The sequence below is a fragment of the Caldicellulosiruptor changbaiensis genome (assembly GCF_003999255.1).
Classification (GTDB): domain Bacteria; phylum Bacillota; class Thermoanaerobacteria; order Caldicellulosiruptorales; family Caldicellulosiruptoraceae; genus Caldicellulosiruptor; species Caldicellulosiruptor changbaiensis.
On record NZ_CP034791.1, the window covers coordinates 1,521,769 to 1,537,044 of the forward strand.

Consider the following 15,276-nt stretch of genomic DNA (forward strand, 5'->3'; position numbering starts at 1 on the left):
ACTAATATAGCATTTAAAACTTAGAAAATCAACATTTCAAAGGCATCTTAAGAATTTATAAAGTCAAGATAGCCTTGAAGGATATAAACAGCTGCAAGCTTGTCGATGACCTTTTTCTTCTTTTGCCATGATATATTGTCTTCCTTAAACACCCTCTCAACAGCTTTTGTAGAAAATCTCTCATCCCACTTGACAACTTCCACTTTATACCTTCTTTCAAGCTCACTGCAAATCTCGTCAATTTTTTGGAGTTTCTCTGTAGTCTTATCTGGATGAAACTTGTTCACTGGATACCCAACTACAATCCTTTCTATCTGATGCTCATTAAAAATCTTGTCAAGGCAAGAGTATAAATCCTCTTTCTGAAGGTCAAGCACGCAAAAAGGCTGGGCAGTTATCTTAAGTGGGTCAGAGATTGCAACCCCAATCCTTCTACTTCCTATGTCAAGACATAAAATCCTCAATGTCAAATCACCTGCACAAACTTTTTTAAATTATCTTGAGCGCAAATACACTACAGTATCTACTGCAATATCCACAGCATAAGCACTTTGTATAATCCACAATCACCTTTCCATCTTTTATTCTAAGCGCCTTTTGATGACAATGTTCAACACATCTTCCACATCCTTCACACCAGCTTTCCACGTGAAGCCTTTTTGTTTTTATATTCTCAAACAGCCTATCATCTAAATATACCTTCTTTTCTTCAAAACACCTTATATTGTAATCAATTTCAAATCTACTTTGCATTCCGATTGCAACTGAATGAAGATATGGAAAGCCAAATACAAATTCAAGAGCTTTTTTGAAATCTGAAAGAAGATTTCCCCCACCAAATATCTTCATTGCAAAGATTCCTTTGCCCCTTTGGTATGCTTCTTTTACTGCCTCAATCATCTGGTCAATTGTGCCATCAACAATTCCAACACCTTTGAAATTGAATATGGGATGTATTACCTCAATCTCAGGATACTTTAGAGAATCTTTCACTGCTTTTACATAGTGGGTTGATATTCCAAAATGCTTTATATATCCTTTCTCCTTTGCCTTTAAAAAATACTCTATCGCCTCGAAGTGTCCTTTGAATGTGTGCTCACCTTCTTGCTCATGTAGCATAAACAAATCTATATAATCTACATTTAGCTCTAACACGGCCTTTCTCAAAGAGGCCTCAGCAGTCTTTTTATCATAAGCATATGATTTTGTTGATATCACTGGTCTTTTCCCACTTATCTCAATAGACCTTTTGATGTATTTATATGTATCATACAGTTCTGCAGTATCGACAAAGTTAATTCCTCGCTGATAGCCATATGCTAAAAGCTCTGCCCCCTCTTCAATTGGAAGATTTTTCTGAAGAGGTCCAATTGTAAGTGTCCCAAAACAGAGCTTGCTCACAACAAGGGATGTATTGCCTAATTTAACGTATTGCATACTCATTCACCATCTTTGCATAGTATATTCCAAGGTCAAGAAAACCCATGAGCAAAGCTATAATTATTGTGCCAGAGTCGTTAAGCAAATACGCAAACAGACCAATTATAAAAAACACCACAAATTTGTCCTTATGACCTTCTACTGAAGGCAGTATATTAAATCTTTTTTGAACAATGATCAAGAACAATATCACAAAAGCCAAAAGCACCAATATTGTTGCAGGGTACTGAAAAAGATAGGAAAGATTCATAAGCATTTTTCTTTTTGCAATAGAAACAAAAGTATCAAAACTTGCAAATGCTTTATATACATAGCTATTTTTCAAAATTAAAATCAAAGCAAGTGGCACAAAAACAAATAGCGTTGCTAACATTTTGATTTTATGTCTTGTTTTGAAAAGCAAAAATATTATAATGCCAGCTACAATAGATAAAAATCCTCCGAAATTCACACCATAATATGGAATTATCAAAACAAAGGTAGTCAAGAATAAAATTATAAATAGATTCCTGAGAGACATATTGCTAACAATTGATAATATAAATATGAAACCCATTAAATACGAAAAAAACTCATTTCCAATCCCATAGAATCTATTTGCAAACGAAGGATGATATCCTGCTGTTGATAAAAGCTGTAGAATATTGTCGAATAAAAACGCCTGACCCAAGATTGAAAATATTCCAAAAAGAGAACATATAAGCTGTGAAGTTTTTAAACTAAGAGAAGAAGTGATAAGTGTTATTAAAAAGAATACTGCTAAAAATAAAAAAATGTTGTTTATCTTCAAAATAAGCAAGGGGGAATAGATAACAAATATATACCCTACCATTACAGTTGTTGGTATAAATTTCAAAAAGAATTTATTGTATTTTTCATTTGGTTTTGAGAGAAAAATTATTGCACCCAGCACCGAAAAGATGATTATAATAGCAAATAAGGGTATCAAAAAGTTATTTAAATGTTGCAGCTGATAATTCAAAATCCAAAAATGTCGCCACAATTTTACAACAAAGTCTTTTGAAATAGGAACGTTGTTGCTTTCATTGTAATTATCTTTTATTAGCTCTAAAAACTCTCTATCTAATATAAGTCCTTTTCTTTTTGTGTCAGCTGACTTTTTTGTCCAAAACCCGTTTTTTAAATAGCTGCTAAAAACAAATGCAAGCCTGTCATCACCACTGTATAAAAAAAATAAACCTTTGTTTTGAGTGTAAATCGCCTCTTTATTGTTTTCCAAATTTATTCCGTTTTTCTCAAGATAATCTCTGACATTCAAAGAATCTTTTTGGTTTTTTAACACAACGATTACTGCAAATCCGCCTTTTTTGTTCTCCAGAGCTTTTTTTATATCCTCATAAAAATTTGTATCGCCAAAGACCCTGCTTTCAAACTTGAAAAAATTCATCGAAAAACAAGTACTAAAAAAAGCGCTACTCAATATTATGGTCAATATAAAACTTAACAATCTCTTCCAATATCTCATCTCTTTCAATTCTCCTTATGATTGAACGAGCATTCTTGTGGTTAGTAATATAGGTAGGGTCACCAGATATCAAATAACCAACAAGCTGAGCAATCGGATTGTAACCTTTTTCTTTCAAAGCACTGTAGACCTCACTTAAAATCTCTTTTACCTTTTTTTCCATAGCATCGTCAAACGAAAAATGTTGAGTTTTGTCATTCATCTTCAAACTACCACCTTTAATTAATTTTTAAGCCCTCATCCATCTTTGAAAATCTTGGATGAAGGCTTTAAAGTTCTATTTCTTTCTAAGCTCATAAAGCACAATTGCAGCTGCCACCGCACTATTGAGTGACTCTGCCTTCCCAGGCATAGAGATTTTAACCTTCTTTGTCGCATTTTCCAAAAAAGCTACATCAACACCTCTTGATTCGTTGCCAATTACTATTGCAAACCTATCATCAATAGAGAGTTTTGATATATCAACATCTCCATATGGAGTTGTCACATACAAGGCAAAGCCTCTTTTCTTTAAAGTCCCCACCAGCTCCTCTTTCTTTTTTTCTCTAACAACGTCCACATGAAACATAGAACCCATTGCTGAGCGAACTACCTTTGGATTGTACACATCTACTGTGCCATTCACAGTAATAACACATTCAAACCCAAACGCATCAGCACACCTTATAATTGTTCCCAAATTGCCAGGGTCTTGGACAGAATCAATAACAACAACTCTATTATGTTTTTTTAAAACATCTAACTCTTTGTCAAAGAAAGAGCACTCTGCCAATACCCCTTGCGGTGTTGTAGTTGTGCTGATATGTTCAAAAATCTTTTCTGGCACTTGTACAATCCTCTTTAGTTTACCAGAATTCAAAAGGCTTATGCACCTGCTGAAAAACTCCTCATACTTTTTGGATGCTTCTTGTGAAAATATTAAAAGGTTTATGTCTTCTATTGCATAATCTAAGGCTTCTTTGACTGCTTTAACACCCTCTACTAAAAAAGCTTTGAGCTCTTCTCTGTGTTTTTTATCATGAAGTTTTTTTAATCTTTTTATACATTCATTTTCTTTACTTGTGATAAGCTCAATTTTCCTATTCGTAGACATTTTTTCAACTTTTACACCTTTACTTTAAAGGTTATCTTAACCATTTATCTGCTTTTTAGCTATTTCAACAAGTTCAGCAAAAGCTTTCTGATCATTTACAGCCATGTCAGCCAATACCTTTCTGTTAAGGCTAATTCCCGCCTTCTTAAGACCATTTATGAATTTGCTGTATGAAAGCCCATTTTGTCTTGCAGCAGCATTGATTCTTGTTATCCATAGTCTTCTAAAGTCTCTCTTTTTGAGCCTTCTACCAATATATGCATATCTTAATGACCTCATAACAGCAATATGAGCTTGTTTAAATATCTTGCTCTTTGCACCCCAATAACCTTTTGCAAGCTTTAACCATTTTTTGTGTCTCTTTCTTGCCCAAACACCATTCTTTATTCTCATTTGTCAGTTACCTCCCATTCACTTTGTGTAGTTTTTATAGATATGGCAAAAGCTTCTTTACAGCTTTTACGTTTGTTGAATCAACAACAACTGTCTTTTTCAAATTTCTCTTTCTCTTTCTTGACTTGCCACTCAAAAGATGGCTTTTACCTGCTTTTTTTCTAAGGTATTTTCCACTTCCGCTAATTTTGATTCTCTTAGCAAGACCTCTGTGTGTTTTTAACTTTGGCATTCTGTTTACTCCTCCCTATTTGAAAATTTTTATTGTTGTTTGGGCGCTATAACCGCTGTAAGGTTTTTACCATCAAGCTTTGGTTTTTTCTCAACAATTCCATAGTCTTTTACCATTTCAATGAACTTATTTATTATCTCTTCCCCAATCTCAGGATGCAAAACCTCTCTTCCCCTGAAACGAATAGAAACCTTTACCTTATCGCCATCCTGCAAAAACCTGATAGCATTTTTTACTTTAACGTTAAAGTCATGGTCTTCAATCGTGGTTGTAAGCCTTACCTCTTTTACATTGATAACCTTTTGATTCTTCTTTGCCTCTTTTTCTTTTTTGGCAAGTTCAAACTTGTACTTGCCATAATCCATTATCTTGCACACAGGCGGGTTTGCATGAGGAGCAATCTTAACTAAGTCAAGCTTTTTCTCCTCAGCAATCCTCAGTGCCTCTTTGACACTCATAATTCCGAGCTGGACCCCATTTTCATCAATAACCCTTACCTCTTTGTCTCTTATCTGCTCATTGATGAGCAAATCTTTATTATTTATATCAAAACACCTCCTGGGAAAATAAATAATACATTCTGATTTAAACAAAAAGTGGATAGAAGCATAGTCTATCCACTCCATAGGCATACTTTGAGCCTTCTTTTTTGGCTCAAACTCCCTATTGACCTTCCGACTCTTCTTTGTCGGATAGGTGAGAAGCGATAGACTTCTACTTCTTTTTTACCTTTATAAGAATATCATAAGTGGTAGGATGATGTCAATATGCCCTCACTTTTATAAAGCGCTCATTGCCTTAAGTGTATGAGATATGTATACAAAACTGCTGGCACTTCTCGCAGAAAGCCATGGACTTCTTCATAAAGGTATTGACCAACATAAACTCCAGAAAAACTTGCTTCTATTCCAACTCTTTTTGCAATTATACTTGCTCTTTTTAAGTGAAATCTATTTGATACAATCACTGCACTTTTTAAAGAGTACTTATTCATAAGTTTTTTGGAAAATAACAAATTTTCATAAGTAGAGAAAGATTTATTTTCAATGAGAATAAACTCAGATGGCACTCCCCTTGCCACAAGGTATTCTTTGCCTGCCTCTGCCTCCGAAATATTCTCTCCCGGTCCTTTTCCACCAGAGACTATTATGTATCTGCCATATCCTTTATTGTAAAGTCTTAGAGCTTCATCCAGCCTTGCTCTAAAAAAAGGACTTGGGAAGCTTCCATACACAGCACAGCCTAACACAATAATAGCATCAGATTTTTTAGGTTTGCTATTTACACCAAAAGAGATAATTATTAACTCTAATATAATAAATGCGATAATTACACTTCCAATCAAAATCCCTAAGAGCTTAAAAATTCGTTTCATTCTCAACCTCTCCATCTGTATTGTTTGTCAAACGATAGAAACCTTGTTTTAAGAATTCTATTGATTATACAGCTAAAATTAAGCATTTCAGCTATATTATTCTATTTGCAAATTTTAAAAATCTATGCTATAATACATACTGCAAAAATTAAATAATGACTGGTGGGGATATAGCTCAGTTGGTTAGAGCACTTGCTTGACATGCAAGAGGTCATAGGTTCGAGTCCTATTATCCCCACCATTTTATTTTTCGCTTTGTTTAAAAAAATGTTCAGTAAACAACATCCACAAGATAGAGTCCCCAAGGCGGAAGACTTTTGCCAGCTTTGGTTCTGTCTTTGCTCTCTATTATAAGAGGAATGTCTGTTGGTTTGATTCTGCCAACACCCACATCTAAGATTGTTCCTGCTATTATTCTTGCCATATTGTAAAGAAATCCATTTGCAGTAATGTATATGGCAATACAGTCATTTTCAAATGTTAAATAGCAGTCAAAAATACGACGTACCTTTGAATTTGTTTCACTGCCACTTGAACAAAAGCTGCTAAAGTCATACTCTCCTATGAAATACTCACAAGATTTTTGCATTGAAGCTATATCAAGATCATATGGGAAGTAATAGACATAATTGCGCAAAATGGCAGGTCTTGTCTTGTGATTATAAATTAGATACTTGTATGTCTTTTGTTTCGCATTGTAGCGTGCTGAAAAATCAAGAGAAACCTCAGCAGCGTCTTTTATTGAAATATCACTCGGAAGGACTGAATTAAGAGCAAGTGGAAACTTTTCTGTTGGAATTTTGCTTTCTGTTTTGAAATTTGCCTTTTGACCCAAAGCATGTACTCCTCTATCTGTACGACCTGATCCAACAAGATTTACATCTTCCCCTGTAATTTTCTTTATTGCATCTTCAATAACACCCTGAATTGTTTTTTTATTTGGCTGCTTTTGCCAGCCAAAATAGTTTGTCCCGTCATACTCAATTGTTAGAAGAATGTTTCTCAAAGAAATCTCACCTCACCATTATAGCTAAAACCATTAAAATTGCTGCTATTAAAAAGGAAATATAGTCGTTTTTTGAGTATTGAAGCTTTTTTAGCTTGGTTCTTCCTTCTGACCCTCTATAACAACGGGCTTCCATGGCAATTGCAAGCTCATCTGCTCTTTTAAATGCTGATATAAAAAGTGGAATCAAAAGCGGCAAAAGTGACCTTGCCTTCTTCACAAGTCCTCCACTTTCGAAATCAGCACCTCTTGACATTTGAGCCTTCATAATCTTGTCTGTCTCTTCATAGATTGTAGGGATAAATCTCAGTGCAATTGACATCATCATCGAAATCTCATGTACAGGAAATTTGAGTTTTTTCAAAGGCCTTAATAGCTCTTCTAAAGCATCTGTTATTTCAATTGGAGAGGTTGAAAGTGTGAGCAAGCTGGTAGAAAATACAAGCAGTAAAAGTCTTATCACTAAAAACAATGAAAGAATTATCCCTTTGTCTGTAATTGTCAAACCTAAAAACCTTACCACTGGCCTTCCTTGAGTCAAAAAAAGGTTAAAAATTACAGTTATCAAAATCAGGATAAATACCGGTTTTGTACCGCGCAGAAGTAACACTGGACTTGTCTTTGAAAAGACGGTCCATAAAAGTATTAAAGCAAATAAAAATATATATCCATAAAAATTATTCACTACAAATATAGAGATACAGAAAAATACCAAAATTATTATCTTTGTCCGTGGGTCAAGCTTGTGTACAAATGAATCTCTTTTGACATACTGACCAATTACAAAGTCAACCATTATTCTTTGCCACCTTCTTTTGTAATATTTCCTGCTATATTTTGCACAATCATGTCAGCAACATTTTCTATTCTGTACTCAAACCTTTCAATTTTAAATCCTCTCATTTTAAGCCTGTGCTGAAGATACAATATATCTGGCGCAATCAAACCGCTTTTTTCTAAAAGGTGAATATTTTCAAATATTTCTTGTTTTGGTCCATCAAAATAGATTTCTCCTTTGTTCAGAACAATTACTCTTTCACACATTGATGCAACATCTTCTAAATTGTGTGAAATAAGAATTATAGTCTTTTTCACTTCACGATGAAGTCTTTCTATGATATTGAATATTCTTTTTCTTCCCCTCATATCAAGCCCAGCAGTAGGTTCATCTAAAATCAAACACTCAGGGTCCATTGCCAAAATTCCGGCAATTGCAACCCTTCGCTTTTGTCCGCCCGATAGCTCAAACGGTGATTTTTCCAAGATAGCCCTCGGTATTTCTAAAAGTTCACATACCTCTTTTACTCTCTTTTCAATCTCCTCATCAGAAAACCCTAAATTCTTTGGTCCAAATGCAATGTCTCTATATACCGTCTCTTCAAAAAGCTGATATTCAGGGTATTGGAAAACAAGTCCGACTCTTTTTCGAATCTCTTTTACCTTCTTTTTTTCCTTGGTATTTATTCCATCAACAATGACATCACCGCGTTGAGGAATAAGAAGTCCATTCATAAGCTGAACAAGAGTTGATTTCCCCGAACCTGTTTTTCCTATTATTCCAATAAACTCACCTTTTGAGATTGTGAGGTTCATATTAGATAGTACCTTTTTTTCAAATGGTGTTTTGTAGCCGTATACAAACTCAACATCCCTCATCTCAATGAACATAAAAATCTCTCCATTTCATCAACTGTCCAGATTTCACCATCGATATCAATACCTCTTTTTTTAAGCTCATAAGAAAGCTTTAAAATCTGAGGCATGTCAAATCCCATCTCATAAAACCAATCAAGCTTTAAAAGCTCTTTCGGAGTCCCTACATATTTTACCTTTCCATTTTCTAAAACCACCACCTTGTTACTATATATCATCTCGTCAATGTTGTGAGTAACCAAAACTATTGTCTTTTTTTCTTCCCTGTTGAGTCTTAAGATGGTCGATATGACCTCTTTTCTCCCTTTTGGATCAAGCATAGAAGTTGGCTCATCTAAAATGATACATTCTGGCCTCATTGCTAAAATTCCGGCAATCGCAACCCTCTGTTTTTGCCCACCAGAAAGCTTGTATGTTGCGTGATTTCTATATTCAATCATCTCAACAGTTTCAAGTGCCTCATTTACAGCTCTTATTATCTCCTCACGTTCAAACCCTAAATTCTCTGGCCCAAAAGCAACATCTTCTTCAACTATCGAGGCAACCAATTGATTATCAGGATTTTGAAATATATATCCACACTTTCTTCTTATCTCCCAAATTTGACTTACATCCTTTGTGTTCATACCGTCAACCAGTACATCACCTTTTTCGGGTATTAAAAGCCCATTTATTAGCTTTGCCAAAGTGGATTTCCCTGAACCATTGAGCCCTAAAATTGAAACAAATTCTCCTTTCTCTATCTTTAAATTTATATCAACTAACGCAGGATTTTTGCTTCCATCCGAACTTGTATATGAAAAGCTGACATTTATAAATTCTATGAAAGCACTCATCTCTCTTTTTTCCCCTTATAAAAATGTTTTTCTATTCTTTAATAGGCACAGCTTTTCTTGCGATAAACTACCTTTTATTATAGCAAAGATTTTAAAGTTTAAATATACGTGTATTTTTGAAGTATTCGTGGATACATTGAACATATTTATAATACACCGGGTATAATATATATTAGAAGGGGGGATTTAACATGTTTACTCCCAAGTGTGACATATACTTTGACACAAACTTAGTTAACTTAAAGGAGTTCAACATTCCAATTGAAACAAAAAACATGCTGTTAGAAGAGTTTTCGAAGATTGAAGAGATTTCAAAACTAAAAAGCCATCTCACAGATGAACTAAAAGAACTTGATGAAAAGATAAAGGAAATTCAATGAAGTAGGATGGTAGGAAGGGGATATAAAAAGGGGGATGCCAAAAATCATCCCCCTAAAATAATTTAGGTGTGTTTTTCATCTGTAGACTTTTTTCTATATGTGTCCTTTATCATTTCATAATTCCCAAATGATGCCATGCAGATTAGTATAGAATTTATCATCAGTAGCGTAATGTCTTTTAACGTGTTTTGGTGTGGAATAAAAACAAAGGATAGAACAAATGCTACAAAAAAGGTATAGATTCTAATTACATAATCTTTGCACCGTTTTTTGAATATACCTTTTGTAAACTGAACAATAACATTTGTAGCAACTGTAATTCCTGCAAATGTACCAAGCTCCTGAGCTGAAAAATAGCTGTCCAAAGTATTCTCACCCTACAAAATTTTATGTCTACTTCTATGTTATTCATGAAAACTTTAGTTTGTGAAAAAAATTATTTAAGATTTTCTGGATTTAAATCTTCAAGCTCAGGTATGACAAACCTTCCATCTTTTCTAATAAGTTTTCCATCAAAGTAAATTTCTCCACCGCCATACTCAGGGGTCTGAATCAACACTATATCCCAGTGCACAGCTGATCTGTTGCCATTGTCAGCATCCTCATAAGCACTGCCCGGTGTAAAGTGTATGCTTCCGGCTATCTTCTCATCAAATAGGGTGTCTTCCATAGGCTTTGTAATGTATGGATTTAGTCCAATTGAAAATTCACCTATATACCTTGCACCCTCGTCTGTGTCCAAAATCTTATTTAGCTTTTCTGTGTTGTTTGCAGTAGCTTTTACAATTTTTCCATCTTTAAATTCAAACCTAATATTTTCAAACTTAAAACCTGCATAGTTTGAAGGGGTGTTATAGGTTATATACCCATTGACAGAGTCTTTAACAGGTGCAGTGTACACTTCACCATCAGGTATATTCATATGTCCATCACATTTTACAGCCTTCATACCTTTTATTGAAAATGTGAGGTCTGTGCCCTCACCTACTATTCTCACTTCATCTGTTTTTTCCATAAGTTCAACCAGCTTGTCCATTGCCCTTGACATCTTTCTGTAGTCAAGGTTGCAAACATTGAAATAAAAATCTTCAAATGCCTCTTTGCTCATCCTTGCCTGCTGAGCCATTGAGTAATTGGGGTATCTTAAAATACACCATTTTGTCTTTGGTACTCTTACCTCGCCGTGCACTTTGTGAAACCAGATTTTCTGATACAGCGCCATCTTATCATCTGGCACATCACTCAGTTCAAATGGATTTTGGCTTGATCTGATACCAATATATGCATCCATCTTTTCCATAAGTTGCCTTTCGTTTTTAGCAATTATTTTTATTTGATCTTCAGTGGCATTTAAAAGAAGATCTCTCAATAGACTTTGATTCTTAATCCACAAAAACGGCATTGCACCTTTTTGATATGAAAGCTTTATAAGCTCCTTTGCCAAATCAATTTCTTCACCAATCAGTTCTATCAAAATCTTTTCACCACTTTTTAGATCAACAGAGTATTCTATAAGATTTTTTGCAAGTACTTTTACTCTTTCATCTACCAATTTAACCGTCTCCTTTCTAAAATTCTTATTTTTCAAACACCTTGTTTACCATATTCTCATCTAAAAAAACAAACTCTCCTTCTTTTAGCTTGCCAAGTTTTAGCTTGCCTATTGCAACTCTTTTAAGTTTTAATACCCTGTGTCCAATTGCATCGCACATTTTTCTTACTTGTCTGTTCCTTCCTTCGTGTATTTTTATCTCAACAAGAGATCTTCCTTTCAAAACCTTTAAAACCTTAAACTTTGCAGGTGAGGTTACTTTTCCATCAATCAAAAGGCCTTTTTCAAACTGCTCAATTTCTTCTTTTGTTGGTACACCTTCAATGAGTGCAATATACGTCTTTTCAATATCATGCTTGGGGTGTGTAACTTTATATGCAAACTCTCCATCATTTGTTAGAAGTATAAGCCCTGTTGTGTCAAAATCAAGTCTTCCCACTGGAAAAACTCTAACATTCACTTTGTCTTTTACAAGATCTACAACTGTTTTTCTGCCTTTTTCATCCTTTGCAGAAGATATTACACCAAATGGTTTGTTGAGCATTATATAGACCTTCTTTTGTACTGGTACAAGTTTTTTACCATCAACCAAGACCTCATCCTTTTGAGGGTCAACTTTAAAGCCAAGCTCTGTAATGGTTCTGCCATTTACTTTTACTCTTCCTTGAAGAATAATCTCTTCGCACTTTCGGCGTGACGCAACCCCACAGTCAGCCATAAACTTTTGAAGGCGAACTAAATCACCTATCTTCTATCACCATCCACTCAGTATTTGAAATGGCACTCTCTATCAATGATGATACATCCAATTTTTCCTCTTCTTTAATAACTTCTTCAAGTTTTGGTTTGGTCTTTGGATGTTTTGGAACAAATACTGTACAGCAATCTTCATATGGTAAGATTGAGATGTCATACGTGCCAATATTTTTTGCAATTCTTATTATCTCTTCTTTGTCCATGCCAATAAGAGGTCTTAGGACTGGCATTGATACAGCAGCGTTTGTACAAATGATACTTTCCATTGTTTGACTTGCAACCTGTCCAATACTCTCACCAGTCACAAGAGCTAAACCGCCGTTTTCTTTAGCAATCCTTTCTGCAATCTTCATCATAAATCTTCTCATAATAATTGTAAGATACCTCTCATTACATTTTTCGTAGATAGTAGTTTGAATCTCAGTAAAAGGTACAATGTAAAGCTTTAGTCTATCTGTGTACTGGGCTAAAACCCTGCAAAGGTCAATGACCTTCTCTTTTGCCTTCTCACCTGTATATGGAAAGCTGTAAAAATGGACCGCTTCTATTTCAACACCTCTTTTTGCTATCATGAACCCTGCAACGGGGCTGTCTATCCCGCCAGAGAGCAAAAGGTGTGCCTTGCCCCCTGTGCCAAGTGGCATACCACCAATACCTTTCTCTTCTGACGAATACACATATGCTTTGTCCCTTATCTCAATATTTACCTCAAAGTCTGGATTGTGCACATCAACCTTAAGACCATATTTGTCAGCAAGATTTTTAAGAATATGTGCGCCAATAAGTCTTGAAAGCTCTGGCGACCTTAATTCAAATGTCTTATCAGCCCTCTTTGTCTCAACTTTGAAGGTTTTCTTGCCTTTTTGAATCTCATTAAGAGCAACGTTTAAAGCTGCAGATTTGATAGCCTCTACTTGTTTTTCTGCAACTTCGCAGATAGTAAAACCAACAAGACCATAGACCTTCCTTAGCCTTTCAATTGCAAAATAAAAATCATTTTCAGAGAGGTTTTCAATAAATATTCTACCTTGTTCTTTCGTAATTGAGATATTCTCAAGATTCTTGAGTTTTCTTTTTATGTTCCTCACAAGCCTGTCTTCAAACAAAGGACGATTTAATCCTTTTAAGGCAAGTTCACCATACCTTATTAAAATAGCCTTCATTCCATTCATCCTTTACCTTTTTATTTTCTGCAAAAACTTGAGCGATTTTTCCAATACTTCAAGTGTGTAATCAACTTCTTCAAGGTTATTCAAATAAGAAAAACTAAAACGTATATTACTTTGTGCAATTTCCATTGATTTTCCCATGCTATAAAGAACCTTGTTATATGTTCTGCCCCTTGATGAACAAGCAGAACCAGACGATGCGAATACATTATAGCTTTCAAGAGTATGGAGCAGAACCTCGGATTTAATCCCTAAAAATGACACATTTAAAATTGCGTCAGATGTATTGTCAAGTGGTGAATTTATCACAACATCATCAAAACTTCTTAGCCCCTCAATAAATCTTTGTTTTATCATTCTTAGCTTATTTGGCTGCTCATTTTGCAGCCTTTCATACACCTCAATTGCCTTATAAATCGAAAAAATACCTGGCATATTCTCTGTCCCAGGTCTTACTTCATTTTGCTGCTCCCCACCAAAAATTATTGGTTGAATGTTGATCCCCTTTTTGATATACAAGGCTCCAATCCCTTTTAATGCGTGAATCTTATGCCCACTTATTGACATCAAATCAACGTTTAGTTCTTTGGCATTGGTCTTTTCCTTCATAAACGCCTGAACCGCATCTGTGTGAACAATCACATTTGGATTTTTCCTCTTTGCCACTTCAGCTATCTTTTTTACATCAAAAATATGCCCTGTTTCGTTGTTTACAAGCATGACGCTTACTAAAATTGTCTCATCGTCCACTTCATTTTCGAGCTCTTCAAAGTCAATATTTCCGTTTTGATCAACCTTTAAAAAGCGCACTTCAAATCCACATCTTTTCAGGTGCTCAAGTGTATTTAATACTGATGGGTGCTCAACAGGGCTTGAGATTATTTTATTTCCTCTTTTCTGATTAGCAAAGGCAATGCCAATCAATGCCAAGTTGTTTGCCTCTGTACCCCCAGATGTAAAGTATATTTCTTCAGGATTTACATTTATCTTTTGAGCTATTTTCCATCTTACCTCTTTTAATACCTTTTCGGCGCTGACCCCAAGCCTATGCAAGGACGAGGGGTTACCATAATTTTGGGCCAAAAAATCTTTCAAACCTTCTATAACCTCATCGAATGGACGTGTTGTTGCTGCATTGTCAAAATATACAACCATCTTCTACCCTTCCTTTCACATCTCACCAAGAAGGTGCATGACAATAGAAATTACCGAAATAGCTGCAGTTTCACTCCTTAGAATGCGCTTTCCAAGTGAGACTATTCTGACTTTTTGCAAGTCTTTAAAAATCTCTATTTCCTCTTCTTCAAAACCACCCTCCGGTCCAATTAATATACCTACTCTATTTATGTTGGAATGAATATCCAAATAGGTTTTTTTATTTTCCTTTTCGTATGGAATTATAAGAAGATCAAGTTCATCTAAAAAGTCTTTGACTCTACCTATTTCAATAGGTCTTTGGATCTGTGGCGAATATGGTCTTAGGCATTGCTTTTGGGACTCTTTAGCAATTTTCTGCCAACGCTGTATCTTTTTTTCTTCCTTTTCGCTGATATCAATAACAACTCTTTTTGAAATAACAGGAACTAAGGTTTTTACCCCAAGCTCTGTTGCCTTTTGAATTATGATATCCATCTTCTGATTTTTTATAATACACTGAAATAAAAAAACATCTTTTTGTGGCTCCCGCTGGTTGAGAACCTTTTCTTCTATTACTGCTTTTATTCTATCTTTTGAAACTTCTAAAATCTTAGCTTTGTAATCAAATACACCATCACAAAGATTTAAAGCTTCACCTTCTCTCTTGCGCAAAACCTTTACTATGTGGTTTATATCATCTTTGTCAGTTATATATGCGGTGTCATTAATAATATTCTTACTCTCAATAAAAAAAATAGGCAATGTTTA

General features: G+C 34.9%; 20 protein-coding genes and 1 tRNA gene. 2 read left to right on the forward strand and 19 right to left on the reverse strand.

The annotated features are described in order from the left end of the window. Positions 1-47 precede the first annotated feature (47 nt). The 9 genes from ruvX to ELD05_RS07485 all read right to left on the reverse strand — a co-directional run bounded on the left by ruvX (position 48) and on the right by ELD05_RS07485 (position 6,019). Complete coding sequence (gene ruvX, locus ELD05_RS07445; RefSeq protein WP_127351934.1) at positions 48-464, reverse strand: Holliday junction resolvase RuvX; 417 nt, start codon at positions 462-464, stop codon at positions 48-50. A gap of 25 nt (positions 465-489) precedes the next feature. After that, positions 490-1,437 carry an aldo/keto reductase gene (locus ELD05_RS07450; RefSeq protein WP_127351935.1) on the reverse strand — a complete coding sequence of 316 codons (948 nt, stop codon included), beginning with the start codon at positions 1,435-1,437 and terminating at the stop codon, positions 490-492. Continuing rightward, positions 1,424-2,848, reverse strand: a complete 1,425-nt coding sequence (locus ELD05_RS07455) for a hypothetical protein (RefSeq protein ID WP_241243422.1) — start codon at positions 2,846-2,848, stop codon at positions 1,424-1,426. The genes ELD05_RS07450 and ELD05_RS07455 overlap by 14 nt, the downstream gene beginning before the upstream one ends. Positions 2,849-2,873: 25 nt before the next feature. Beyond that, positions 2,874-3,128: an IreB family regulatory phosphoprotein gene (locus ELD05_RS07460; protein WP_011917292.1), complete on the reverse strand. Its 255-nt coding sequence runs from the start codon at positions 3,126-3,128 to the stop codon at positions 2,874-2,876. A 75-nt stretch (positions 3,129-3,203) separates the two neighbouring features. Further along, positions 3,204-4,019: a TrmH family RNA methyltransferase gene (locus ELD05_RS07465; protein ID WP_127351937.1), complete on the reverse strand. Its 816-nt coding sequence runs from the start codon at positions 4,017-4,019 to the stop codon at positions 3,204-3,206. Positions 4,020-4,055: 36 nt separating this feature from the next. Next, complete coding sequence (gene rplT / locus ELD05_RS07470; RefSeq protein ID WP_127351938.1) at positions 4,056-4,412, reverse strand: 50S ribosomal protein L20; 357 nt, start codon at positions 4,410-4,412, stop codon at positions 4,056-4,058. Positions 4,413-4,446: 34 nt separating this feature from the next. Beyond that, positions 4,447-4,644, reverse strand: coding sequence for a 50S ribosomal protein L35 (gene rpmI / locus ELD05_RS07475; protein ID WP_127351939.1), 198 nt, complete (start codon positions 4,642-4,644; stop codon positions 4,447-4,449). Between the two features lie 29 nt (positions 4,645-4,673). Beyond that, on the reverse strand, positions 4,674-5,174 hold the full coding sequence (gene infC, locus ELD05_RS07480; protein WP_039766565.1) for a translation initiation factor IF-3: 501 nt from the start codon (positions 5,172-5,174) through the stop codon (positions 4,674-4,676). A gap of 260 nt (positions 5,175-5,434) precedes the next feature. Beyond that, on the reverse strand, positions 5,435-6,019 hold the full coding sequence (locus tag ELD05_RS07485) for a YdcF family protein (RefSeq protein WP_127351940.1): 585 nt from the start codon (positions 6,017-6,019) through the stop codon (positions 5,435-5,437). Between the two features lie 164 nt (positions 6,020-6,183). Between ELD05_RS07485 and ELD05_RS07490 the strand changes: the two genes are divergently transcribed. Then, positions 6,184-6,260 (forward strand) — tRNA-Val (locus ELD05_RS07490). Positions 6,261-6,290: 30 nt separating this feature from the next. Here ELD05_RS07490 and truA read toward each other — a convergent pair. The 4 genes from truA to ELD05_RS07510 are packed head-to-tail and all read right to left on the reverse strand — an operon-like array spanning position 6,291 to position 9,514. Next, positions 6,291-7,025 carry a tRNA pseudouridine(38-40) synthase TruA gene (gene truA, locus ELD05_RS07495; RefSeq protein WP_127351941.1) on the reverse strand — a complete coding sequence of 245 codons (735 nt, stop codon included), beginning with the start codon at positions 7,023-7,025 and terminating at the stop codon, positions 6,291-6,293. Positions 7,026-7,032: 7 nt separating this feature from the next. Then, the gene (locus tag ELD05_RS07500; RefSeq protein WP_307720924.1) at positions 7,033-7,824 is read right to left on the reverse strand and encodes an energy-coupling factor transporter transmembrane component T family protein; all 792 of its coding nucleotides are present in this window, start codon (positions 7,822-7,824) and stop codon (positions 7,033-7,035) included. Next, entirely contained in the window at positions 7,821-8,693 is an 873-nt protein-coding gene (locus ELD05_RS07505) for an energy-coupling factor transporter ATPase (protein ID WP_127351943.1), read from the reverse strand. Before ELD05_RS07505 ends, ELD05_RS07500 begins: the two co-directional genes overlap by 4 nt. After that, positions 8,678-9,514: an energy-coupling factor transporter ATPase gene (locus ELD05_RS07510; protein ID WP_127351944.1), complete on the reverse strand. Its 837-nt coding sequence runs from the start codon at positions 9,512-9,514 to the stop codon at positions 8,678-8,680. The genes ELD05_RS07505 and ELD05_RS07510 overlap by 16 nt, the downstream gene beginning before the upstream one ends. A gap of 191 nt (positions 9,515-9,705) precedes the next feature. Here ELD05_RS07510 and ELD05_RS07515 point away from each other — a divergent pair, with 191 nt between their 5' ends. After that, positions 9,706-9,894 carry a hypothetical protein gene (locus ELD05_RS07515; RefSeq protein WP_045164602.1) on the forward strand — a complete coding sequence of 63 codons (189 nt, stop codon included), beginning with the start codon at positions 9,706-9,708 and terminating at the stop codon, positions 9,892-9,894. Between the two features lie 62 nt (positions 9,895-9,956). On the opposite strand, the gene ELD05_RS07520 is transcribed toward ELD05_RS07515, so the two are convergent. From ELD05_RS07520 to ELD05_RS07545, 6 genes are all read right to left on the reverse strand, one after another. Further along, complete coding sequence (locus ELD05_RS07520; protein WP_127351945.1) at positions 9,957-10,259, reverse strand: hypothetical protein; 303 nt, start codon at positions 10,257-10,259, stop codon at positions 9,957-9,959. A 71-nt stretch (positions 10,260-10,330) separates the two neighbouring features. Further along, positions 10,331-11,446: an aminopeptidase gene (locus tag ELD05_RS07525; protein ID WP_127351946.1), complete on the reverse strand. Its 1,116-nt coding sequence runs from the start codon at positions 11,444-11,446 to the stop codon at positions 10,331-10,333. 25 nt (positions 11,447-11,471) lie between these two features. Further along, on the reverse strand, positions 11,472-12,194 hold the full coding sequence (locus tag ELD05_RS07530) for a pseudouridine synthase (protein ID WP_127351947.1): 723 nt from the start codon (positions 12,192-12,194) through the stop codon (positions 11,472-11,474). Then, a complete protein-coding gene (gene thiI / locus ELD05_RS07535) occupies positions 12,187-13,365 on the reverse strand; it encodes a tRNA uracil 4-sulfurtransferase ThiI (protein ID WP_127352943.1) in 1,179 nt (392 codons plus the stop codon). The genes ELD05_RS07530 and thiI overlap by 8 nt, the downstream gene beginning before the upstream one ends. A gap of 12 nt (positions 13,366-13,377) precedes the next feature. Continuing rightward, entirely contained in the window at positions 13,378-14,526 is a 1,149-nt protein-coding gene (locus tag ELD05_RS07540; RefSeq protein WP_127351948.1) for a cysteine desulfurase family protein, read from the reverse strand. A gap of 15 nt (positions 14,527-14,541) precedes the next feature. After that, positions 14,542-15,270, reverse strand: a complete 729-nt coding sequence (locus ELD05_RS07545; protein ID WP_127351949.1) for an RsmE family RNA methyltransferase — start codon at positions 15,268-15,270, stop codon at positions 14,542-14,544. Positions 15,271-15,276: the final 6 nt, after the last annotated feature.

Coding starts and splice junctions, on each gene's coding strand:
- ELD05_RS07465 (WP_127351937.1), bottom strand. CDS start 4,019: ATGTCTACGAATAGGAAAATTGAGCTTATCACAAGTAAAGAAAATGAA.
- ELD05_RS07510 (WP_127351944.1), bottom strand. CDS start 9,514: ATGAGTGCTTTCATAGAATTTATAAATGTCAGCTTTTCATATACAAGT.
- ELD05_RS07505 (WP_127351943.1), bottom strand. CDS start 8,693: ATGTTCATTGAGATGAGGGATGTTGAGTTTGTATACGGCTACAAAACA.
- rplT (WP_127351938.1), bottom strand. CDS start 4,412: ATGAGAATAAAGAATGGTGTTTGGGCAAGAAAGAGACACAAAAAATGG.
- ELD05_RS07485 (WP_127351940.1), bottom strand. CDS start 6,019: ATGAAACGAATTTTTAAGCTCTTAGGGATTTTGATTGGAAGTGTAATT.
- ELD05_RS07450 (WP_127351935.1), bottom strand. CDS start 1,437: ATGCAATACGTTAAATTAGGCAATACATCCCTTGTTGTGAGCAAGCTC.
- ELD05_RS07460 (WP_011917292.1), bottom strand. CDS start 3,128: ATGAATGACAAAACTCAACATTTTTCGTTTGACGATGCTATGGAAAAA.
- thiI (WP_127352943.1), bottom strand. CDS start 13,365: ATGAAGGCTATTTTAATAAGGTATGGTGAACTTGCCTTAAAAGGATTA.
- rpmI (WP_127351939.1), bottom strand. CDS start 4,644: ATGCCAAAGTTAAAAACACACAGAGGTCTTGCTAAGAGAATCAAAATT.
- ELD05_RS07515 (WP_045164602.1), top strand. CDS start 9,706: ATGTTTACTCCCAAGTGTGACATATACTTTGACACAAACTTAGTTAAC.
- ELD05_RS07540 (WP_127351948.1), bottom strand. CDS start 14,526: ATGGTTGTATATTTTGACAATGCAGCAACAACACGTCCATTCGATGAG.
- ELD05_RS07455 (WP_241243422.1), bottom strand. CDS start 2,848: ATGAATTTTTTCAAGTTTGAAAGCAGGGTCTTTGGCGATACAAATTTT.